Raw genomic sequence first — 21,445 nt, 5'->3', positions numbered from 1 at the left:
AGGGGAAGCGCAATGAAACTATTAAAACCAACAAATGAATATAGTGAACAAATTATGGAATATCGGGAGGTGTTTTTACATGCAGGAGAACAACCACACGGCAGTAGCTCTTTACAAAATTTTGATTCACTAGATGAATGGTTTGAAAAAGTGAGTATACAAGAAGTAGGAGAAAACTTACAAGCAAATCGAGTGCCATCTAGTCAGTTTTTAAGTTTTGAAAAAGGAGAACTTATCGGTTTTGTGAATATTAGACATCGATTAAATCCAGAATTATTGCTGGAAAGCGGTCATATCGGTTATAGTATCCATCCGAATAAACGTCGCCTAGGTTACGCGACAAAACAATTGAAACTTGCATTAAGTGAAGCGCAAAAGTTAGGGTTGAAGAAAGTGCTAATAACTTGTGATAAAGCTAATATTGGTTCGGCTAAAACGATTCAAAAGGTTGGCGGTGTGCTAGAAAATGAAGTAGTTTCTTCTAATTCTGGCGAAATTGTTCTGCGTTATTGGGTAGAAATATGATTTAGTGGAAATTTGAAAAGGTAATATAATGTTTAATATCGAAATAGATAAATGAAAAGTAAGGGGAGTACTGCAGTTTTAGGGGGAAATGCAATGGGATTAAAAGAGAAAGCGATAGAGATGTCGGAGATTTATAGGCAAAACCAGAAAGTCGAAGCTATTATTTTAGCAGGATCTGTAGCGAGAAAGTTAGAAGATGAACATTCAGATATTGAATTACATATTTTATGGTCAGAACCACCAGAGGATGAAGAGCGTCTAGGTCCAATTAATAATATTGGTGGAACGATTTTGTCATATCATCCTTACGAGGACGAAGAATGGTCGGAAACGTATTTGACGAAAGAAGGAATTAAACTAGAGATTAGTAACTTTTTAACATTAACAGTAGAAAAAATTATTTCAGAAGTTATAGAGCAGTATGATACAAATTATGAGAAACAATGTATTGTATCATCGGTTCATGATGGTGTGAGTTTGTATGGAGAAGTAAAAGTACATGCTCTAAAAGATAGAGTTGAAGCATATCCAGAAGAACTGGCGAAAAGGATGATTTCAGAAAAACTTTGGTTAAGCAATCGTTGGCATAATCGAGAGGCGCTTTTAAAACGAAAAGACTGGCTTATGCTTTATGATGTTATTTGTGAAGTACAAAGGGATTTATTCGGTGTTTTATTCGGTTTGAATAGAATGTACGTGCACCATCCTGCGTTTAAATGGATGCCATATAATGTGGGACGAATGAGTATTAAACCTGAAAATTTATATGAGCGTATGGCGAATACGTTGATAGGGAAACCGGAGTATAGTGTACAGGAGTTAGAAGTGCTAATTGAAGAGGTATTACATTTAGTAGAACAATATGCTCCGGAGTTAAATATCGCTGAACAACAAAAGCGTATTCAATATGCGAAGTAAAAAACAAGAGATGTAACAACGCGTTACATCTCTTGTTTTTTTATTTTACTAACTTTCCTAATACAGGTAATCGTTGAATCCTATCACCGAGAATATGCGAAGCAAGTCCACTCGTTAATACGAATAAAAGATAAACAAGTCCTCCTGCTGCGGCGCATATAAACACAATGATCAGTGATTCTATATAAGATTGTCCAGGAATAATCCAGCTTATAATTGCTCTTAATGCAATTACAACAGCAGACATTGCTGCGGAGTAAATCGTAATAAGAAATACTGTTTTTGCTGTTTCGCCAATTTTAAATTTCGCAAACTTAACGATGCAGTACAACATAATAATATTTGAAACGAGATATCCAAGAATTGTTCCAAGTACAGCACCATGTCCACCGAATAAATGTAAGAGCGGTGTGTTCACCACAATTTTAACGAGAATACCGGCTGAGAATGCAATCATTGTTTTTCTTTGATAATCAATTCCTTGTAATATAGCGGCTGAAACTGTGAAAATTGCACTTAATACAGCAGAAGGTGCAAATGAAATTAAATATTGTGATCCACCAAGTGCAATTTCAGGATTTACATAAACCATGCGGAATGCATCGTAAGCGATACTAGCAAGACCGAATGCGGCTGGGATAGTGAAGAATAACAACACTTGAAATATCTTTGAAATTTGTCCTTGTAATTCATCTAGCTTCCCGCTTGTAAATGATTTCGTTATAGCCGGAATAATTGTTAATGAGAATCCAGTTGCAAGTGAAGCCGGAATCATAATTAACTTTTGGGCATAGTTCGTTATATAAGCGAAAACTGCATTCGCGGTTTCTAAAGGTTCTCCCATCGCTCTAAGGACATCAGCTACGGTATATTGATCTACTAATGTATAGAGCGGGATTGCAATGCCTACAAATACAATTGGAATTGCATAACGTAGTAATTCCATATAAATACTTCTTAACGGAATGTTTGATGATCTCGTTTTCAGCTCACCTTCAGGAGGTTTTAATCCATTATATTTTTTCCAGTACATCATTAAAATAGAGACGCTTGCAAGTGCCCCGATAACAGCACCAAATGTAGCAACTGCAACAGAAGAAGCTACTGAACCTCCTAATAGTTTTGAGACGATAAAACTACCAACTAAAATGAAAACGACACGTGCGATTTGTTCTACGACTTGAGAAACAGCACTTGGTTTCATATGTTGAAAACCTTGGAAATAACCACGTGTAACACTCATAGCTGGTACGATAATAAGCGCGAAGCTTAATGCTCGCATTGTAAGTGTTACGTCTGCGATAAATTGTGGATCTGGTGTTTTCGAGCGAATAATAAATTGTGATATGTACGGTGCTCCAATAAATAAAGTTAAAAATCCTAAAAAGCCCATAAACATCATTAATTTTACGCTCGAGTTATACAATTTTTTACTTGTACTATAATCACCAAGTGCATTATGTTTTGCAACAAATTTTGAGACGGCAATAGGAATACCAGCTGTTGAAAAGCTTAATAAAATACCGTACCAAGAGTATGCGTATCCATATAAAGCGACCCCTTGCGTTCCAACTAATAATTGAAAGGGGAAAAAGTATATAAAACCTAAAATTCGTGAAATCATTGTTGCACCACTTAATAAAGCGGTACCTTTTAAAACTTTTGAAGTAGACAAAATTCTTTCCTCCTACTCGTGCTGTCTTGCATTTATCGTATACTACTATAAACCTGCTAGAGAAGTTAATACAGTATAAACCATAAATGTTCTAATACTATTCATACAAAAGTCATATTTTGAATTTTTAAATAGAATGTAATACATAAAATTTCAAAATATAAGTTGACACTATTTTTAATGTATGATAAAAATGATAGTAATCAATTCGGAAAATAATATTTGGGCAATGAAAGGGTATAGTAGTGAAAATCTCCCTATTTCAGAGAGCTGATGGTTGGTGTGAATCAGTATATAGATTATTCATGAAGTTCGTCCTGGAGCATCTTTCATAAATCTCACATTATGAGGAAATGAAAGACGGTAGTTTATACCGTTATCAAATAAAGTGGTGAAGATTGTTTCACAACTAGGGTGGTACCGCGATATTTATCGTCCCTACGTATTTACGTAGGGACGTTTTTTATTTAGGTCCTAATTTTGGTGTGGCTTCATAACTAGGGTGGTACCGCGATATTTTATCGTCCCTACGTATTTGCGTAGGGACGTTTTTTATTTAGGTCCTAACTTTGGTGTATCTTCACAACTAGGGTGGTACCGCGATATTTTTGTCGTCCCTACGTATTTACGTAGGGACGTTTTTTATTAGGGAGGAAGTGAACGTATTAGAAAAGAGTATGGATAGAACAATATAAATACCGGATTGTAAAACAGAAAAAGATAAAGAGAGGAGATTAACAAATGAATTCACAGCAATGGACATCGAAATTAGGTTTCGTATTAGCTGCAGCAGGTTCAGCGATTGGTCTTGGAGCGATTTGGAAGTTCCCGTATATGGCCGGAATTGGAGGAGGCGGCGCGTTCTTCCTTATTTTCATCGGTTTCACATTATTAATTGGTTTACCGCTATTATTAGCTGAATTCGTTATCGGAAGAAGTACACAAAAAGAGGCTGTTGATGCGTATAGCGAAATCGCACCAAAAACACTATGGCCTTGGTTAGGTAAATTAGGGATTGTAACTTGTTTCATATTACTTTCTTTCTACAGTGTTGTAGGAGGATGGATTATATTATACTTATGGAATGCAATTACAGGTAGACTATGGGAAGGAAATGGAGCATACGAAGCTACGTTTGGTGAAATCATTTCCAATCCGTATTTAGCAGTTGGATCACAGCTATTATTCATCCTTATTACTATTTTTATCGTAAGTAAAGGTGTACAAAATGGTGTTGAAAAAGTAAATAAATATTTCATGCCAGCATTATTCGTTTTATTCTTCGTATTAATTGTTCGTGCACTTACGTTAGATGGTGCCGGAGAAGGAGTTCGATTCTTCTTACAACCTGATTTCTCAAACGTAACATCAGAAATCATTTTATATGCAATGGGGCAATCGTTCTTTTCGTTATCTGTCGGGGTAGCCGTTATGGTAACGTATAGTTCGTACTTACCGAAAGAAGAAAGCTTACCACGTTCAGCATTTTCTATCGTAGCTTTAACGCTTGTGATTACATTACTTGCAGGGCTTGCAATTTTCCCAGTAGTGTTCGCATTTGGGATGGAACCATCTCAAGGACCAGGGCTATTATTTATCGTACTGCCAGCTATTTTCAGTAAAATGGCGTTCGGGAAGTTATTCTTCATTGTTTTCTTATTACTATTCTTCTTTGCTACTATTACATCAGCAATTTCGATGTTAGAAATTAGTGTTGCGTCTTTAACAACTAAAGGTAAAAGTAAAGGGAAACGTGAAAAAATGGCATTAATTGTTGGCTTGTTAATCTTTGTTGTAGGGGTTCCATCAGCCTTATCATTCGGTTTGTTAAGTGATGTGAAACCATTTGGGAAAACAATTTTTGATTTAGCAGACTATGCGGTTAGTAACATATTAATGCCGCTTGGTGTTTTATTAGTTTCCATCTTTGTTCCGTTGAAAATGAAGAAAGATGTATTAATGAAAGAGCTTGGTGTAAGTAAAAATAAAGGCTATAAACTATTCGTATTATGGTTATTCTTACTTCGCTATATTGCACCAATTGCGATTATTATCGTATTCCTAAATGTGCTTGGAATTATATAAAAGAAAGGTAGCGTATCGAGATATGATACGCTACCTTTTTATTTTGCTTTTTTTTGCAATTCGTTTACTGTCACGAATTGATAGCCCTTTTTAGATAAAGAGTCTAAAATACCTTCAATAGTTTGCAGATTTTCATTAGATTCATCGTACATAGGGTGCAATAAAATGATAGAACCTGGTTTTACATTTTTACTAACATATTCAATTTTATCAGCTGTAGATGTATAAAAAGTATCAGGTTCAAGGTCCCATGTGATTGTTTCGATATTGTTTTTATTTAAATAATAGGGCAGACCAATTAGCTTTTTACCGTTAGGTGGTCTAAAATCAATTCCATCTGTATATCCTGTTTGACGGATTATCGAGTTCGTTTTTTCTATTTCTTCTTTAATAAAAGAAGGCGTTTTGAAAACCATTCTGTTATGAGAGTATGTATGGTTTCCAATTTGGTGTCCAGATTGTACGATATCTTCTCCTAACGATAGGTTTTTCTCTAGTTCATTTCCGATTAAAAAGAAAGTAGCTTTTGCATTGTATGTATCTAGTAGTGGTAATATTTGTTTTACATTGTTCGTAGGGCCATCATCAAAAGTTAAAGCAATCACTTTTTCATTTGTTTCTACTCGGTTTGTTAAACCTCCAAACAATTGAAAACTTCTTGCGTTCATCAATTTGTATGTTCCGAATAATGCTACAGTAATAATGAATAATGTAACGATTGTAATGATTATATTCTTTTTCATAACGCAACCTCACTATACTTTTGGATTGGACTAAAAAGTATTATATCAAACTAAGTAACTTCGTGCTTTAAAAAGGATGTGGATGCAAGGGGAAGAAATTTATCATATAATAAAATGCAAAAGGTATATTAGGAGGTGTTTATATGGCGATTATAATTCAATTGCCAGACACTGCAGCGTCTCATGCAAAGCCAAGTATGGAAATGGCGATACTTTGCGTGGGGTAGACAAGTAATATACAATCGCCTAAATGAGCTCGTATCATTTTTTATATTTGGCTTTGCACCTTATTGAAATGAACCATAAAAAATAAGGGGCGAGCAGAAATGAAATACGTTAAAGCTGCGACGGTTTTACCAGAAATTTTAATTGCTGAAATTCAAAAGTATATACAAGGTGAAACAATTTACATTCCAAAACAAGAAACAAAACATTGTAAATGGGGTACACAATCTGGAGGAAGAAAACAACTAGATGAAAGAAACAAAGCTATTAAAGAAGCGTTTAAAAGTGGAATTTCCATTCATCAACTTGCGGAGGAGCATTTTCTTTCCGGAGAAACGATTAAAAAGATTGTGTATTCTAAATGAAAATAAAAGAGTCTAGTTCAATTATTAAATTGAACTAGACTCTTTTTGTTTTGTATCTATTGGATATGAATGGGCAAGATAATAGAAAAAATGTGCCGGCTTTTTACTAAATAGAATATAGAGCATTTGAGTGAAAAGCAGAAAGGTGAGCATATATGAATCATCTAGGACAAATAACGATAGAACTATTTTTTGGTTTTTTTGTGCTATTGATTGCTACTAAAATATTAGGGAAGACACAAATATCTCAGTTAACGCCATTTGATTTTATTTCTGCCATAGTTCTCGGAGAATTAGTAGGAAATACTATATATGATCCGGAAATAAAAGTATGGTCTATTTTATATGCAGTACTTGTATGGGTAGTGTTAATTTATACAATAGAAGTGATAACGCAAAAATTTAGGGGGACGAGAAGTTTTTTTGAAGGCTCTCCGTCAATCATTATCCGTAATGGATATATTGACCGGGAACAACTAAGTTCAAATCATTTGGATATTAATCAACTACAACAAATGCTAAGACAACAAAAAGATATATTTTCAATCCGAGAAGTTGAATATATGATTTTGGAACCTAATGGAAACATAAGTGTTCTGAAGAAAAGCAAATATGAATCTCCTACTATAAATGATTTAAGCTTAAAACATAAACCTGTATACTTACCGATTTCATTAATTAGTGATGGAAAAGTAGTGAAAGATAATTTGAGGGAAGCAGGTTTTGATGAAGGATGGCTTTATAAACAAATAAAGCAAAAAGGGATTACTAAATTTGAAGATGTATTATATGCAGAATGGAAAACAGATGATGGTTTCTTTTGTCAGGAAATGCCTCGGTAGAACATAGTCAGAGTATGTAATGTTCATTTCTAAGTTATCTTTTACATATCAAAAAGCTGAATCATTGTATACAATAAGACTAGATCAACAATTTGTATGGAGTGATAAAGATGGAAGCTTTTATTAGAAGTGATCAATATAATTTTATAAAATCACAAGCTTATATTTTAGCAAATGGGCACGCAACGGCAAATGATAGAGGTGTAATTCAAGCATTAAAATCACTTGCGATTGAAAAAATAATACATGTATTTGAAAATTTAACAGATGAACAGAAAGAGTTAATTGATACGGTATTAACAGTTCAAAATAGAGAAGATGCAGAATCGTTTTTACTGAAAATAAATCCGTATGTCATTCCGTTTCAGGAAGTTACAGCGCAAACGTTAAAGAAATTATTTCCTAAGGCGAAAAAATTAAAACTTCCTGATATGGAAGAACTGGACATGAAAGAATTATCTTATTTAAGCTGGATTGATAAAGGGTCAAGCAGGAAATTTATTATAGCGAAAAATGATAAAAATAAGTTTGTTGGTCTGCAAGGAACGTTCCAAAGTTTAAATAAAAAGAGCATTTGTTCATTATGTCATGGACATGAAGAAGTAGGGATGTTTTTAGTTGAAATTAAAGGTAATATACCAGGAACTTTCGTGAAAAAGGGAAACTATATTTGTAAAGATGGTGTAGCTTGTAATCAGAATATGAAATCTCTTGATAAATTGAATGATTTTATTGAACGATTGAAGAAATAAAGAAAAAACCTCTAGTATTTAAACTGGAGGTTTTTATTTTTTGAAGAAGTAGTAATAGGCTTTTTTTATAGCTGTAAATTTATAAAAAAAGTCGGGTCATTTATAATGAAATTAGATAAAAATATCTATTTGGATACAGTTGCTTATTTTGAAGGAGGTAAAACATGAATTACATTTCACCGAAAGAAGAGATATTAAAAATGAAACGGTGGCCTAAAGATACGATAGCGGCGGGGCGTGGTCATACTGTTGGTCTTAAATCGGATGGTACAGCGGTAGCAGTGGGGCGAAATAAAGAAGGAGAATGCAATGTAAGCAGTTGGTGTGATATTGAAGCAGTCGCTGCGGGCAATGTTCATATGGCGACGAACACTGGGAACGCTCATACAATCGCTCTTAAAAGTGATAATACTGTGGTAGCTGTGGGTTGGAATAAGCATGAACAATGTGATGTAAATGATTGGAATAATGTTGTAGCGGTTGCGGCAGGGTGGCGTCGTACCATTGGCCTTAAACCGGATGGCACAGTAATAGCAGTGGGGCGAAATAAAGAAGGAGAATGTAATATAAGTAGCTGGAGAGATATTGTGGCGGTCACGGCGGGTGACTGGCATACAGTCGGTCTTAAAATGGACGGCACAGTGACGACTGTGGGTAATAATCGATATGGCCAATGCAATGTAAGTGGATGGCGTGGTATGGTGGAGTTGGCGGCAGGTTATCTTCATACTGTTGGTTTGAAATCGGATGGCAAAGTGATGGCAGTGGGTAATAATAAACTTGGTCAATGTGATGTAGGCAGCTGGAAAGATATTATGGCAATAGCAGCTGGTACGAATCATACAATCGGACTTAAATCAGACGGTACCGTGGTGGCAGTCGGCTGGAATGAGTATGGTCAATGTAATGTAAGCGATTGGCGTGATATTGTAGCGATAGCGGCGGGTTGTGCGCATACGATCGGTCTGAAATTAGATGGCACGGTGGTAGCAGTAGGTGATAATACATACGGTCAATGCGATGTAGGTAGTTGGCGCAGTATCCGATTGCCCGGTAAATAGTTTTTAATAACTATTTGTTGATAGATAATTTACAATAAATCACCAGTAATATTATTCTATTTTATGAGTAATTATGGAATAGGATATGTAGATAAGAATCCCTTTTTAAAAGAGGTTCTTATTCTTTTTCCGTAAAATGAGTGTCTAAATGGAATTTTTGAACAAACTTTATTTCAAAGCTACAGTAGAAAGTATAAATTACAAATAAAGCATAGGAGAGCTGAAGAAATGCTTAAAAAGTTTTTGCTTTCTTTACCGGATGTTTTACTTGTATGCATTGTTATCTACATAACATACACAACTACTCTTAGTTTTGTACAGATGTTAGTAATTTCAATTGCAATCGGAATCGTCGGTGGTTTTGTTATAAGCATTTGTAAGGATGTATTCACGTATATAAGGTGGACAATTAAACAGAGGAAATCTTGAATACGTTGTATTGCTATTAGGAGGAGATGAAATGACTAATAAAAAGAATAGAGTAAAAAACGAGATAGTACTTTGGACATTAACAGCGGTTGTTCTTTTAATTGTATGGTACTTTTTTCAAAGATAAAAACGCATCGCACTTTGAAAAAAAGCACGATGCGTTTTTATTATTTTTTTTGCCAATTTTCTTTTATAAAGTCTTCACGGCCAGATTCTTTTTGCTCAGTAGCATATTTCTCTGGATTCTTTTTATAGAAATGTTGATGGTATTCTTCGGCCTCATAAAAAGGTGCAGCCGGGCGAATTTCAGTCACGATTGGATCTTTAAACATACGGCTTTCTGCTAGCGTTTGCTTCGATTTTTCTGCAAGCTCTTTTTGTGTTTCATTATGATAAAAAATTGCTGTGCGGTAAGAGGGACCACGGTCAAAAAATTGTCCGCCATCATCAGTCGGATCGATTTGTGGCCAATATAAATCTAGTAATTTTTGATACGGGAAAATAGAAGGATCGAATGTAATTTGAACGACTTCTAAATGGCCAGATGTTCCAGCTTTTACTTGTTCATATGTTGGATTTTCTATATGACCACCTGCATAGCCAGAAAGTACTTTATGAATACCAGGAAGTTCATCAAATGGTTTTACCATGCACCAAAAGCAACCACCTGCGAAGGTTGCGAGTTCGTATGTTTTTTCGGACATTGCTGTAATCCTCCTAAATGTATATGTTTTATATAGTATTATATAAATTGTTTTATTGCGCAATAAAAAAGATTTGAAAATATATGTTTTTTATAAACAAGATCCTCCGCTCACATCAATTAATTGTCCAGTAACCCAGCGGCTGTCTGGAGAGGCAAGAAAAGCAGCGGTATCGGCAATATCTTCTACTTCACCTAAGCGATTGAAGGCGGAAATAGTAGTAGCGTACTTTTTCATCATTGGGTCGCTCAATAGTTCTGCATTCATATCTGTTTTAATAAAGCCTGGAAGTATTGCATTTACTGTTATTCCTCGTGCTCCGAGTTGTTTTGCAAGCGTGAAAGTCATCGTGTTAATTGCACCTTTCGTCATACTATATGCAACGAAATGCGGGTGGCAGCTGATGAAATATTAATAATTCGGCTATTATCACGTAAACGTGGTAGTGCTTGTTGAATGATAAAGAATGGTGCTTTTGCATTTACTGAAACCATTCTATCAAAAAATTGTTCAGTCGTTTCTTCAATAAAAGCACCAGGACCGATTCCAGCGTTGTTTATTAAAATATCAAATTGTGTTCCACCAGTTCTTTTTTGTAGTTCGTTATCTAGAGAAATATACAGGTTATCTACACCGTGTAAAGATTCAAGATTTGCACCGATAGAAAAAGCTGATCCGCCATTTGATTGAATTTCATGAACAGTTTCTTCAGCATCTTCTTTTCGATTTCCATAATGAACAGCAACTAATGCACCGTCGTTTGCTAACCGTTTTGCGATAGCATGTCCAATTCCTCGGCTTGCTCCTGTAACTAATGCTATTTTACCTTTTAACATAGTTTTCTCATCTCCTCATAAATTGTATATGTTTTTAAGTTGTTTTTCTTTATGTAGTAATGCGAACATACTTAAGTAATATATGAGTATGTGTAAGAAGTTCATTCCGATTTTGTTTTGAGAAAAAATAAATATATTTCTGGTAAATAGAATGAATTTTAATGTTTTTCTAAAAACATGTTGACAATGGAAAGAACCGCGTCCTATAATACGTGTAACAAATAAAAGTTAATTAAGAATTTTCTAACTTTATATGTTGTATATGCAAAGAAGAGGAAAGTAGATGATTATGGTCGTTTCAGAGAGCTACTCCTAGGCTGTGAGAGTAGTAGCAATCGAATCATTGAAGATCACCTCGGAGCATCGCTTGCGAAAGGGAAACTGAGTAGAGGGCGGCGGCATCGTCTCCGGTAAAAGGACGGAGGTCTGATTGGACCTATGAAGCTTATATTTCGTGAGAAGTATAAGGAAGCTGAGTGGTAACGCGAAACTCTCGCCTCAGCAATCAAAGCTACTAATTTGTAGTAGTTGATTGCTGAGGCGAGAGTTTTTATTTTAAAAAATAGAATAAAAGAATGCGAGGAAGAGGAGAGTAAATGATAAAGATTGTTTCAGAGAGCCGCCCAAAGGCTGTGAGGGTGGTAACAATTGAATCATTGAAAATCACCTCGGAGCACTGCTTTTGAAGTTAGTAAAAAGTAGCGGAGTTGTTTCCGATAGAAAAACAAAAGTCTAATTGGACTTGCAGAGCTTATATTTCGTGAGAAATGTAAGGAAGCTGAGTGGTACCACGAGTCTCTCGTCTCAGCAATGGATTGCTACAAGTGTGTAAGTAATCGATTGTTGAGACGAGTATATTTTTAAAGTTAGTATACTGAATATTCTGTTAAAAATACTCATCTCAGCAATCGATATAGAAATAGGTTGCAAAAATAGAGAGAAAAAAGAGGAGAGATGTGAGATGGGAAACCAGTACATTTATATGAATGGGGAATTTGTAGAAAAAGAAAAGGCAGTTGTTTCAGTATATGATCACGGCTTTTTATACGGGGACGGTGTATTTGAAGGGATTCGTAGTTACGGAGGAAATGTATTTTGTTTAAAAGAACATGTGAAACGATTATATGAATCGGCGAAATCTATTTTACTTACAATTCCAATGGCGGTTGACGAAATGGAAGAAGCAGTTTTACAAACATTGCAAAAAAATGAATACGCGGATGCCTACATTCGATTAATTGTTTCAAGAGGAAAAGGTGACTTAGGACTCGATCCGAGAAGTTGTGTGAAACCGAGCGTAATTATTATTGCAGAGCAATTAAAGTTATTCCCGCAGGAATTTTATGATAATGGACTAAGCGTTGTATCTGTTGCATCAAGACGTAATACACCAGATGCATTAGACCCACGTATTAAGTCAATGAACTATTTAAATAACGTACTTGTGAAAATTGAAGCCGCACAAGCAGGCGTACTTGAGGCACTTATGCTCAACCAACAAGGATATGTTTGTGAAGGATCTGGAGATAATGTTTTCATTGTGAAAGATGGAAAAGTGTTAACACCTCCTTCGTACTTAGGGGCGCTAGAAGGTATTACGAGAAATAGTGTGATTGAGTTATGTGAGCGACTTAATATTCCGTGTGAGGAAAGGCCGTTTACTCGCCATGACGTATATGTAGCAGATGAAGTGCTTTTAACAGGAACTGCAGCGGAACTAATTCCTGTAGTGAAAGTAGATTCAAGAGAAATTGGAGATGGAAAACCAGGAGATGTAACAAAAAGATTAACCGAAGAATTTAAAAAATTAACGAGAGAAAGAGGAGTACGTGTTCCAGGATTGGCGGAAAGTTTAGCGTAAATAGGGAGAGGAGTTAATTGAAATGGAGGAACAGTATACAGCATATGATGAACTGCAGAGTGAAGAAGCTACAGGTGCTGGACACGTTATTCAATGTTTGAAGAAATTAGGTGTAACGACTGTTTTCGGTTATCCGGGCGGCGCGATTTTAACAATATACGATGCGTTATACGAAAGTGGTTTAAAGCACGTGTTAACTCGTCATGAACAAGCTGCCATTCATGCGGCAGAAGGATATGCGAGAGCTTCGGGAAAGGTTGGGGTAGTCTTTGCTACCTCTGGCCCAGGGGCGACGAATTTAGTTACGGGTTTAGCAGATGCTTATATGGATTCGATTCCTTTAGTTGTCATTACAGGGCAAGTTGCAACGCCTTTAATTGGTAAAGACGGATTTCAAGAAGCGGATGTTGTCGGAATTACAGTACCTGTTACGAAGCATAATTACCAAGTTCGTGATGTAAATCATTTATCACGAACTGTGCAAGAAGCTTTTTACATCGCCGAAAGCGGGCGACCGGGACCGGTATTAATTGATATTCCAAAAGATGTTCAAAATGCAAATGTAACAAGTTTCTTTAATGAAGAAGTGGAGATTCTAGGATATAAACCAGAACCTTTTCCAGACAGTTTGAAACTGAGAGAGGTAGCAAAATCAATTTCAAAAGCAAAACGCCCACTCCTTTATATCGGGGGAGGCGTCATTCATTCAGGCGGATCTGAAGAACTCATCAAGTTTGCGAGGGAGAATCGTATTCCAGTCGTTTCAACTTTAATGGGACTGGGGGCATATCCGCCGGGAGATCCGTTGTTTTTAGGAATGCTCGGTATGCATGGAACGTACGCTGCAAATATGGCAGTAACAGAATGTGACTTATTACTGGCGTTAGGTGTTCGTTTCGATGATCGTGTAACAGGGAAATTAGAACTTTTTTCTCCGCATTCGAAAAAAGTACATATTGATATTGATCCTTCTGAGTTCCATAAAAATGTAACTGTAGAGCATCCGATTGTTGGTGATGTGAAAAAGGCGCTACATATGCTGTTACATATGTCTATTTATACACAAACAGATGAATGGCTTCAGAAAGTGAAGAAGTGGCAAGAAGAATATCCACTTTCATATAAGCAAAAAGAATTTGAGTTAAAACCACAGCATGTTATCAACTTAGTAAGTGAATTAACGAATGGTGAAGCGATTGTCACGACAGAGGTAGGACAGCATCAAATGTGGGCTGCTCACTTTTATAAAGCGAGAAAACCACGGACTTTTCTAACATCAGGGGGATTAGGGACGATGGGATTTGGTTTTCCAGCAGCAATTGGCGCTCAGCTTGCAAAAGAAGAAGAACTTGTCATCTGTATTGCTGGTGATGCTTCTTTTCAAATGAACATTCAAGAGCTGCAAACAATTGCTGAAAATAATATTCCTGTCAAAGTATTCATTATAAACAACAAATTTTTAGGAATGGTAAGGCAATGGCAAGAAATGTTTTATGAAAACCGTTTGTCGGAATCGAGAATTGGGTCACCAGATTTTGTGAAAGTAGCAGAAGCTTATGGTGTAAAAGGGCTAAGAGCAACAAATTCGTTTGAGGCGAAAAAGGTAATGTTAGAAGCGTTTTCTCATGAAGGTCCTGTCGTAGTTGACTTTTGTGTAGAAGAAGGTGAGAACGTCTTTCCAATGGTTCCGCCAAACAAAGGGAATAACGAAATGATTATGAAGAGGTGGGAAGAATGAGTCATACTTTTTCATTAGTTATTCATAACGATCCGAGCGTCTTATTACGTATAAGCGGAATTTTTGCTCGGCGTGGTTATTATATTTCTTCTTTAAATTTAAACGAAAGAGATACAAGTGGTGTTTCTGATATGAAACTAACAGCAGTTTGTACTGAAAATGAAGCAACGTTACTTGTCAGTCAGTTGAAAAAATTAATCAATGTACTGCAAGTAAATAAATTATAAGGAGTGTATGGAATATGAAAACTTATTATGAGAAAGATGCAAATTTAGAGCTATTAAAAGGGAAGACAGTTGCGGTAGTTGGATATGGATCTCAAGGTCATGCTCAAGCACAAAACTTACGAGATTCTGGTGTGGAAGTTGTAGTTGGTGTTCGTCCTGGTAAATCATATGAAGTAGCAAAAGCAGATGGGTTTGAAGTAATGTCCGTTTCAGAAGCGGTTCGAACCGCACAAGTTGTACAAATGTTATTGCCGGATGAACAGCAAGCGTATGTATATAAAACAGAAGTAGAAGAGAATCTTCGTGAAGGACAAATGTTACTTTTCTCACATGGATTTAATATTCACTTCGGGCAAATTAATCCGCCAAGTTACGTAGATGTAGCGATGGTCGCGCCGAAGAGTCCAGGTCATCTCGTTCGCCGTGTCTTCCAAGAAGGAAATGGTGTTCCGGCATTAGTCGCAGTGCATCAAGACGCAACGGGAACAGCACTACATGTAGCATTAGCGTATGCAAAAGGTGTAGGTTGTACACGTGCAGGTGTAATTGAAACGACATTCCAAGAAGAAACAGAAACAGACTTATTCGGTGAGCAAGCAGTGCTTTGCGGAGGAGTAACAGCACTTGTGAAAGCTGGTTTTGAAACGTTAACGGAAGGTGGATATCGTCCTGAAATTGCATACTTTGAATGTTTACATGAATTAAAGTTAATTGTTGATTTAATGTATGAAGGCGGATTAACGAATATGCGCCATTCTATTTCAGATACGGCAGAGTTTGGAGATTATGTAACAGGATCGAGAATTGTTACAGATGAAACGAAGAAGGAAATGAAACGTGTTCTTGCAGAAATTCAGCAAGGTGAATTTGCGAAGAAATGGATTTTAGAAAATCAAGCAGGGCGTCCAACGTATAATGCGATGAAAAAAGCAGAACAAAATCATCAGCTAGAAAAAGTAGGAGCAGAGCTTCGTGAAATGATGAGCTGGATTAAGGAACCAGAAAAGAAAACGTTAGTAAAGAAATAGATTGAGAGAATATAAGTGAAAAATACGTAAGAGGGGATTTGACAAGATGAGAAGTGACATGATAAAAAAAGGTTTTGATAAAGCGCCACATCGTAGTTTATTAAAAGCAACTGGTTTGAAAGATGAGGATTTTGATAAACCGTTTATTGCGATTTGTAATTCTTTTATTGAAATTATTCCAGGGCATAAGCACTTGAACGAGTTTGGGAAACTTGTAAAAGAAGCCGTTCGTGCGGCAGGCATGGTGCCATTTGAATTTAATACAATTGGAGTAGATGACGGTATTGCGATGGGTCATATCGGTATGCGTTATTCGCTTCCGAGTCGTGAAATCATTGCAGATTCAGTAGAAACGGTTGTAAATGCACACTGGTTTGATGGAATGATTTGTATTCCAAACTGTGACAAAATTACACCAGGTATGATGATGGCTGCACTTCGAATAAACATTCCAACTGTTTTCGTTTCAGGTGGTCCGATGGCAGCGGGGAAAACATCTAAAGGGGAAGTTGTCGATTTAAGTTCTGTTTTTGAAGGGGTAGGAGCCTATCAATCTGGGAAAATTTCAGAAGAAGAATTAAAGGATATTGAAGATCATGGCTGTCCATCTTGTGGTTCTTGTTCCGGTATGTTTACAGCGAACTCTATGAACTGTTTATGTGAAGTGTTAGGTTTAGCTCTTCCTGGTAACGGGAGTATTTTAGCGATTGATCCAAGACGTGAGGAGTTAATTAAACAAGCAGCAGAAAAATTAAAAATTTTAATTGAAAGAGATATTAAACCACGCGACATTGTAACAGAAGAAGCAATTGATGATGCGTTTGCACTTGATATGGCGATGGGTGGATCAACGAATACAGTATTACACACGTTAGCACTAGCACAAGAGGCGGGGTTAGATTACGATATGAACCGCATTGATGCAGTTTCAAGGCGTGTACCGCATTTATGTAAAGTAAGTCCAGCTTCTAATTGGCATATGGAAGATATCGATCGCGCAGGCGGGATTAGTGCAATTTTGAAAGAGATGAGCCGAAAAAAAGGGGTACTTCACCTTGATCGTATAACTGCTACTGGGCAAACATTAAGAGAAAACATTGCTCATGCAGAGATTCAAGATAAGGAAGTTATTCATTCTCTAGAAAATCCTCATAGTGAAGAAGGAGGATTACGTATATTAAAAGGAAACCTTGCGAAAGACGGAGCGGTTATTAAAAGCGGAGCAACAGAAGTAAAACGATTTGAAGGACCTTGCGTTATCTTTAATTCACAAGATGAGGCGCTTGCCGGCATTATGCTTGGGAAAGTTAAGAAAGGAGATGTAGTTGTTATTCGCTATGAAGGACCAAGAGGCGGACCTGGTATGCCGGAAATGTTAGCACCAACATCAGCAATTGCTGGTATGGGATTAGGAGCAGATGTTGCACTTTTAACTGATGGTCGCTTCTCTGGTGCTTCACGTGGTATTTCGGTAGGGCACATTTCACCAGAAGCAGCAGCTGGCGGAACGATTGCACTTCTTGAACAAGGAGATATTGTATGTATTGATGTTGAGGAACGCTTGTTAGAAGTGAGAGTTAGTGATGAGGAATTAGAGAAGCGTAAAAAAGGGTGGAAACGACCAGAACCAAAAGTGAAAACTGGGTGGCTTGGACGTTATGCACAAATGGTAACATCGGCGAATACAGGTGCAGTTCTGAAAATCCCGAATTTTGATTGAGCCAATATAAAAAGAGATAAGGATGATATAAAATGGTGCAAAATGTAAAGGAGAGAGTGAAAATTGAAGATATCTTAATGGCTCATAATTGCATGAAAGATATCGTTATTAAAACACCGTTACAACGAGATTCAGTTTTATCTGAGAAATATGAATGTGACGTATATGTTAAGCGAGAAGATTTACAAGTTATTCGTTCTTTCAAAATTCGTGGTGCGTATAATTTAATTCAAAGTTTACCGAAAGAAAAGTTACAAAATGGTGTTGTTTGTGCAAGTGCTGGTAATCATGCACAAGGAGTTGCTTATACGTGTAATTTATTGAAGATTCCGTCAAAAATTTTCATGCCGACAACGACACCTAAGCAAAAAGTATCACAAGTTGAATTTTTCGGTGGTGATTTCGCAGACATTGTATTAGTTGGTGATACATTTGATAGTTCTTTCCAAGAGGCGCAGCGCTATTGTGTAGAAAATAGGATGACATTTGTACATCCGTTTGATGATCCGTATGTCGTTGCTGGTCAAGGAACAGTCGCTGTTGAAATTATGCATGATATGGAGAAACCAGTTGATTATATATTTACAGCAATTGGCGGTGGTGGATTAGCATCTGGTATTGGTACATATGTAAAGGGGGTTAGTCCTACTACAAAGGTAATCGGTGTAGAACCGATGGGAGCTGCATCTATGAAAGAAGCTTTTCTTCAAAATGAAAATGTTGCATTAGAAAAGATTGATAGTTTTGTTGATGGAGCAGCTGTTAAGAAGGTAGGAAAGTTAACTTTTGAAACATGTAAAGATGTAATTGATGACATAGTTTTAGTACCAGAGGGAAAGGTTTGTACGACGATTTTAGAACTGTATAAGAAAAATGCAATTGTAGCAGAGCCAGCTGGTGCGCTTTCTATTGCGGCACTTGATCTATACAGAGATGAAATAAAGGGAAAAACAGTTGTATGCACGTTAAGTGGTGGAAATAATGATATTGATAGAATGCAAGAAATGAAAGAACGATCCCTTATTCATGAAGGATTAAAGCACTATTTCATCATTGAATTTCCGCAACGTTCAGGAGCACTACGAGAGTTTCTTGATAAAGGATTAGGACCGGAAGATGATATTACTCGCTTTGAGTATATTAAGAAACATAATAAAGAAAATGGTCCAGCTTTAGTGGGGGTAGAATTAAAGCATAAGGAAGACTATGAAGCTTTAATTACTCGTTTTCAAGAAAATAACATTCAATTCGTGGAGCTTAATAAAAATCCTGTGCTGTTTGATTTACTTATTTAATAAAAGAAAAGAGTTAACATACAATTCTACTTGAAATAAAAAAGATAGATACAGGAGGGAAATCCTGCTTGTTCTATCTTTTTTATTCTTTGAAAGTTAAACGAAATACGCTCCATATTCAAGAAGGATAAAGCTAGTTAACCAAAAAAGTATTGCAATACGAATGATTACATACATTGTAAATTCAAAGGGAGTAAGTTTTCTCTCTCGCTTTATTTTTTCTTAGAAGTCTAACAGAAAAAAATGAACATAAAAGCAGGATCGCTATAGATATTTTATACACGTTTTCTAACAGACTTATATTTTCTAATAAGTTTTTCAGCATATTCATCACCTATCCCGTAATGTATGTTACAGAGAAATGAATTTCGTGCTGTTTAGTTGCGTTTGTTTATTATTTTCCCAGTATCATCAATTTCTACATCAGCTGAAACCGTTTGTAAATATTGCAGTGCTTTTTTCTTTTCTTCTTCATTTACAGGAGAAACTTGGTTGTTGCGAATGATGTAAGGATTGAATGACATTTGGACATCCTTACCTTTAAAGGTTAAAGTTAATACGCCTGTTTCGGCACTCTTTCCATTTACATAATTCGGGAATAAAAAGTTTCCTAACGAGTATGCGATAGGAACTTTATTGTAATACTCAAATCCTTGTAACCAATGCGGGTGACTTCCAACGATTGCATCAGCACCCGCCTCTACCATTTTTGGAACATATTGTTTCTGGTATTCTATTGGACGATTAGATTTTTCGACGCCCCAATGCATATAGACGATTACATAATCAGCATCTTTCTTTTGCTCTTGAATCGTTTTTGTTACAAGATCTAGGTCATATCCGTTTGCAACGCCGGGTTTATTGTCACCAGCTACCCAATTAAAGTTGGGCATAAAGCGTACAAAGGAAAGAAATTTAAACTTTTTTCCTTTTACAGTTAGTTCACGAGCAGTATAAGCATCTTCAGCATTTTTTCCGGCTCCAGTGTAAGGTAGTTTTAATTTTTCGACGTGAGAAATGGTGTCTAGTAGTCCATCTTGCCCATAATCAAGCGTATGGTTATTGCCAATGTTCACGATGTCATATCCGGTGTTTTTAATGGCTTGTAGTGTGGATGGATCACTTTTAATCCAAAATTGTTGCCCAGGTACTCTTTTTTCTCTCGTTGTAAATGCTGACTCTAAATTAACAAAAGAAATATCAGCTTTCGTTATTTCTTCTTTTACGTGTTGGAATGGATAATCAGCCCCATTTTTTTCGATTACGGGACGTAATTGCCAATCGAACATTGTATCACCAGAGAAGGTGAGTGTGATTTCAGGGTCTTCGGTTTTCTTTTCGCTTTTTGAAGCTGTTTTACTAGATTTGTTTTGCATATCAGGTTTGTCTTTCGCTTTTGAAATAAAAGAGTAGTTGATTAATAAAACAATTGGTGTAATGAAAAAGGCTATTAACAGAAATCGTTTTAGTAAAGTTTTCATAAATACCTTCCCTTTTGAGTTTATCCCGCAATTAGATTAATAATGAATCTACTAAAGGCAATCGGTTTTTGTATAGTTACAAAAAAATAGTGGGTTATGTAGTGAAAAACGTTTGTTAATATTCACAATATTACGTTAACATATAGGTAACCTGTAAATCAATGTATAAACCAAAATATAGAAATAAAGAATTCGAAGGGTGAAGAATGAGAAATGGTTATATTAGGAGCAGTTGTAAATGGGATTTGTATTATATTTGGTACTTTACTTGGTAAATTATTTAGTGCGATTCCAGAAAGTATGAAGGGAACAATTATGCATGCAATTGGTTTAGCGGTTACTGTACTTGGACTTCAAATGGCATTAAAAAGTGAAAATTTTCTTGTTGTCATACTAAGTTTAGTTATTGGTACGGTAATCGGAGAATGGCTACAATTAGAAGAAAGGTTAAAACTGTTAGGGGATTGGCTAGAAAATAAAGTTGGATCGAAAGGGAAAGGGAGCATATCAGAAGGCTTTGTAACAGCCACGCTTATTTTTGCAATCGGAGCGATGGGGATACTTGGTGCATTGGACAGTGGGATTCGCGGAAATCATGATATTTTATTTACAAAGGCGATTATCGATGGATTCATTTCTATTATATTAACGACAACTCTAGGAATTGGAGTGGTATTTTCAGCAATTCCAGTGATTTTATATGAGGGAGGTATTGCAGTTTTTGCAACACAAATTAATAGTTTTGTACCAGAGAAATTAATGAATCAATTTATAGTTGAAATGACAGCAACTGGTGGTATTATGATTTTTGCAATTGGATTAAACTTACTTGGATTCATTAAAATTAAAGTAGCAAATTTACTTCCAGGGATATTAGTAGTTGGAATAATTGTTTCAATTATATATATTTACGGCTTGATATCAAGTTATTAGGG

Annotated in this window: 19 protein-coding genes, 2 pseudogenes and 3 other annotated features; of the genes and pseudogenes, 15 read left to right on the top strand and 6 right to left on the bottom strand. The window is 36.1% G+C overall.

Going from position 1 to position 21,445, the window contains the following annotated elements:
* Positions 1 to 12 precede the first annotated feature (12 nt).
* Together AC0IXC_RS13895 and AC0IXC_RS13890 are read left to right on the top strand one after the other, a co-directional pair.
* Entirely contained in the window at positions 13 to 525 is a 513-nt protein-coding gene (locus AC0IXC_RS13895; RefSeq protein WP_471652972.1) for a GNAT family N-acetyltransferase, read from the top strand.
* Positions 526 to 618: 93 nt separating this feature from the next.
* Entirely contained in the window at positions 619 to 1,443 is an 825-nt protein-coding gene (locus AC0IXC_RS13890; protein WP_098636106.1) for a DUF4037 domain-containing protein, read from the top strand.
* A gap of 40 nt (positions 1,444 to 1,483) precedes the next feature.
* Here AC0IXC_RS13890 and AC0IXC_RS13885 read toward each other — a convergent pair whose 3' ends face one another.
* Entirely contained in the window at positions 1,484 to 3,118 is a 1,635-nt protein-coding gene (locus AC0IXC_RS13885) for a putative polysaccharide biosynthesis protein (protein WP_471652971.1), read from the bottom strand.
* Between the two features lie 220 nt (positions 3,119 to 3,338).
* Positions 3,339 to 3,561 (top strand) — a binding site (T-box leader).
* A gap of 298 nt (positions 3,562 to 3,859) precedes the next feature.
* Here AC0IXC_RS13885 and AC0IXC_RS13880 point away from each other — a divergent pair.
* The gene (locus tag AC0IXC_RS13880) at positions 3,860 to 5,203 is read left to right on the top strand and encodes a sodium-dependent transporter (protein WP_326996435.1); all 1,344 of its coding nucleotides are present in this window, start codon (positions 3,860 to 3,862) and stop codon (positions 5,201 to 5,203) included.
* A gap of 38 nt (positions 5,204 to 5,241) precedes the next feature.
* Here the strand turns inward: AC0IXC_RS13880 and AC0IXC_RS13875 are convergent, their stop codons facing one another.
* On the bottom strand, positions 5,242 to 5,946 hold the full coding sequence (locus AC0IXC_RS13875) for a polysaccharide deacetylase family protein (RefSeq protein ID WP_471652970.1): 705 nt from the start codon (positions 5,944 to 5,946) through the stop codon (positions 5,242 to 5,244).
* Between the two features lie 326 nt (positions 5,947 to 6,272).
* Between AC0IXC_RS13875 and AC0IXC_RS13870 the strand changes: the two genes are divergently transcribed.
* The 5 genes from AC0IXC_RS13870 (at position 6,273) to AC0IXC_RS13850 (ending at position 9,620) form a co-directional block, all read left to right on the top strand.
* On the top strand, positions 6,273 to 6,536 hold the full coding sequence (locus AC0IXC_RS13870; RefSeq protein WP_471652969.1) for a CD3324 family protein: 264 nt from the start codon (positions 6,273 to 6,275) through the stop codon (positions 6,534 to 6,536).
* A gap of 155 nt (positions 6,537 to 6,691) precedes the next feature.
* A complete protein-coding gene (locus AC0IXC_RS13865; protein ID WP_002126773.1) occupies positions 6,692 to 7,378 on the top strand; it encodes a DUF421 domain-containing protein in 687 nt (228 codons plus the stop codon).
* Between the two features lie 110 nt (positions 7,379 to 7,488).
* A complete protein-coding gene (locus AC0IXC_RS13860; RefSeq protein WP_002012159.1) occupies positions 7,489 to 8,130 on the top strand; it encodes a FusB/FusC family EF-G-binding protein in 642 nt (213 codons plus the stop codon).
* A gap of 164 nt (positions 8,131 to 8,294) precedes the next feature.
* The gene (locus AC0IXC_RS13855; protein WP_471652968.1) at positions 8,295 to 9,191 is read left to right on the top strand and encodes an RCC1 domain-containing protein; all 897 of its coding nucleotides are present in this window, start codon (positions 8,295 to 8,297) and stop codon (positions 9,189 to 9,191) included.
* Positions 9,192 to 9,419: 228 nt separating this feature from the next.
* A complete protein-coding gene (locus tag AC0IXC_RS13850) occupies positions 9,420 to 9,620 on the top strand; it encodes a hypothetical protein (protein ID WP_471652967.1) in 201 nt (66 codons plus the stop codon).
* A gap of 167 nt (positions 9,621 to 9,787) precedes the next feature.
* On the opposite strand, the gene msrA is transcribed toward AC0IXC_RS13850, so the two are convergent.
* Both msrA and AC0IXC_RS13840 read right to left on the bottom strand, forming a co-directional pair.
* Positions 9,788 to 10,324, bottom strand: coding sequence for a peptide-methionine (S)-S-oxide reductase MsrA (gene msrA, locus AC0IXC_RS13845; RefSeq protein WP_002012154.1), 537 nt, complete (start codon positions 10,322 to 10,324; stop codon positions 9,788 to 9,790).
* Between the two features lie 90 nt (positions 10,325 to 10,414).
* A pseudogene (locus AC0IXC_RS13840) lies at positions 10,415 to 11,160 on the bottom strand (SDR family oxidoreductase).
* A gap of 258 nt (positions 11,161 to 11,418) precedes the next feature.
* Positions 11,419 to 11,664, top strand: a binding site (T-box leader).
* Between the two features lie 67 nt (positions 11,665 to 11,731).
* Positions 11,732 to 11,970, top strand: a binding site (T-box leader).
* 151 nt (positions 11,971 to 12,121) lie between these two features.
* Here AC0IXC_RS13840 and ilvE point away from each other — a divergent pair.
* The 6 genes from ilvE to ilvA are packed head-to-tail and all read left to right on the top strand — an operon-like array spanning position 12,122 to position 19,029.
* The gene (gene ilvE, locus AC0IXC_RS13835; protein WP_215591135.1) at positions 12,122 to 13,021 is read left to right on the top strand and encodes a branched-chain-amino-acid transaminase; all 900 of its coding nucleotides are present in this window, start codon (positions 12,122 to 12,124) and stop codon (positions 13,019 to 13,021) included.
* A gap of 22 nt (positions 13,022 to 13,043) precedes the next feature.
* Positions 13,044 to 14,759, top strand: coding sequence for an acetolactate synthase large subunit (gene ilvB, locus AC0IXC_RS13830; RefSeq protein ID WP_326996438.1), 1,716 nt, complete (start codon positions 13,044 to 13,046; stop codon positions 14,757 to 14,759).
* Positions 14,756 to 14,986 (top strand): ACT domain-containing protein, encoded by a 231-nt coding sequence (locus AC0IXC_RS13825; RefSeq protein ID WP_002165980.1) that lies wholly within the window; start codon positions 14,756 to 14,758, stop codon positions 14,984 to 14,986. Before ilvB ends, AC0IXC_RS13825 begins: the two co-directional genes overlap by 4 nt.
* A 14-nt stretch (positions 14,987 to 15,000) precedes the next feature.
* Positions 15,001 to 16,014 carry a ketol-acid reductoisomerase gene (gene ilvC / locus AC0IXC_RS13820; protein WP_002012152.1) on the top strand — a complete coding sequence of 338 codons (1,014 nt, stop codon included), beginning with the start codon at positions 15,001 to 15,003 and terminating at the stop codon, positions 16,012 to 16,014.
* A 46-nt stretch (positions 16,015 to 16,060) separates the two neighbouring features.
* Positions 16,061 to 17,734 (top strand): dihydroxy-acid dehydratase, encoded by a 1,674-nt coding sequence (ilvD, locus tag AC0IXC_RS13815; RefSeq protein ID WP_471652966.1) that lies wholly within the window; start codon positions 16,061 to 16,063, stop codon positions 17,732 to 17,734.
* Positions 17,735 to 17,766: 32 nt separating this feature from the next.
* Positions 17,767 to 19,029, top strand: a complete 1,263-nt coding sequence (gene ilvA / locus AC0IXC_RS13810; RefSeq protein WP_002012149.1) for a threonine ammonia-lyase IlvA — start codon at positions 17,767 to 17,769, stop codon at positions 19,027 to 19,029.
* 96 nt (positions 19,030 to 19,125) lie between these two features.
* Here ilvA and AC0IXC_RS13805 read toward each other — a convergent pair.
* Positions 19,126 to 19,354: pseudogene (locus AC0IXC_RS13805) on the bottom strand (hypothetical protein).
* 52 nt (positions 19,355 to 19,406) lie between these two features.
* Complete coding sequence (locus AC0IXC_RS13800; protein WP_215591138.1) at positions 19,407 to 20,510, bottom strand: CapA family protein; 1,104 nt, start codon at positions 20,508 to 20,510, stop codon at positions 19,407 to 19,409.
* Between the two features lie 213 nt (positions 20,511 to 20,723).
* Between AC0IXC_RS13800 and AC0IXC_RS13795 the strand changes: the two genes are divergently transcribed.
* Positions 20,724 to 21,443, top strand: coding sequence for a DUF554 domain-containing protein (locus AC0IXC_RS13795; RefSeq protein WP_002031194.1), 720 nt, complete (start codon positions 20,724 to 20,726; stop codon positions 21,441 to 21,443).
* Positions 21,444 to 21,445 lie beyond the last annotated feature (2 nt).

Source organism: Bacillus sp. AC266 (genome assembly GCF_979253805.1).
The sequence above is the reverse complement of the archived record's forward strand: the minus strand, read 5'-3'. Positions and strand labels throughout refer to the sequence as shown.

Coding starts and splice junctions, on each gene's coding strand:
- AC0IXC_RS13895 (WP_471652972.1), top strand. CDS start 13: ATGAAACTATTAAAACCAACAAATGAATATAGTGAACAAATTATGGAA.
- AC0IXC_RS13890 (WP_098636106.1), top strand. CDS start 619: ATGGGATTAAAAGAGAAAGCGATAGAGATGTCGGAGATTTATAGGCAA.
- AC0IXC_RS13880 (WP_326996435.1), top strand. CDS start 3,860: ATGAATTCACAGCAATGGACATCGAAATTAGGTTTCGTATTAGCTGCA.
- AC0IXC_RS13875 (WP_471652970.1), bottom strand. CDS start 5,946: ATGAAAAAGAATATAATCATTACAATCGTTACATTATTCATTATTACT.
- AC0IXC_RS13870 (WP_471652969.1), top strand. CDS start 6,273: ATGAAATACGTTAAAGCTGCGACGGTTTTACCAGAAATTTTAATTGCT.
- AC0IXC_RS13865 (WP_002126773.1), top strand. CDS start 6,692: ATGAATCATCTAGGACAAATAACGATAGAACTATTTTTTGGTTTTTTT.
- AC0IXC_RS13860 (WP_002012159.1), top strand. CDS start 7,489: ATGGAAGCTTTTATTAGAAGTGATCAATATAATTTTATAAAATCACAA.
- AC0IXC_RS13855 (WP_471652968.1), top strand. CDS start 8,295: ATGAATTACATTTCACCGAAAGAAGAGATATTAAAAATGAAACGGTGG.
- AC0IXC_RS13850 (WP_471652967.1), top strand. CDS start 9,420: ATGCTTAAAAAGTTTTTGCTTTCTTTACCGGATGTTTTACTTGTATGC.
- msrA (WP_002012154.1), bottom strand. CDS start 10,324: ATGTCCGAAAAAACATACGAACTCGCAACCTTCGCAGGTGGTTGCTTT.
- ilvE (WP_215591135.1), top strand. CDS start 12,122: ATGGGAAACCAGTACATTTATATGAATGGGGAATTTGTAGAAAAAGAA.
- ilvB (WP_326996438.1), top strand. CDS start 13,044: ATGGAGGAACAGTATACAGCATATGATGAACTGCAGAGTGAAGAAGCT.
- AC0IXC_RS13825 (WP_002165980.1), top strand. CDS start 14,756: ATGAGTCATACTTTTTCATTAGTTATTCATAACGATCCGAGCGTCTTA.
- ilvC (WP_002012152.1), top strand. CDS start 15,001: ATGAAAACTTATTATGAGAAAGATGCAAATTTAGAGCTATTAAAAGGG.
- ilvD (WP_471652966.1), top strand. CDS start 16,061: ATGAGAAGTGACATGATAAAAAAAGGTTTTGATAAAGCGCCACATCGT.
- ilvA (WP_002012149.1), top strand. CDS start 17,767: ATGGTGCAAAATGTAAAGGAGAGAGTGAAAATTGAAGATATCTTAATG.
- AC0IXC_RS13800 (WP_215591138.1), bottom strand. CDS start 20,510: ATGAAAACTTTACTAAAACGATTTCTGTTAATAGCCTTTTTCATTACA.
- AC0IXC_RS13795 (WP_002031194.1), top strand. CDS start 20,724: ATGGTTATATTAGGAGCAGTTGTAAATGGGATTTGTATTATATTTGGT.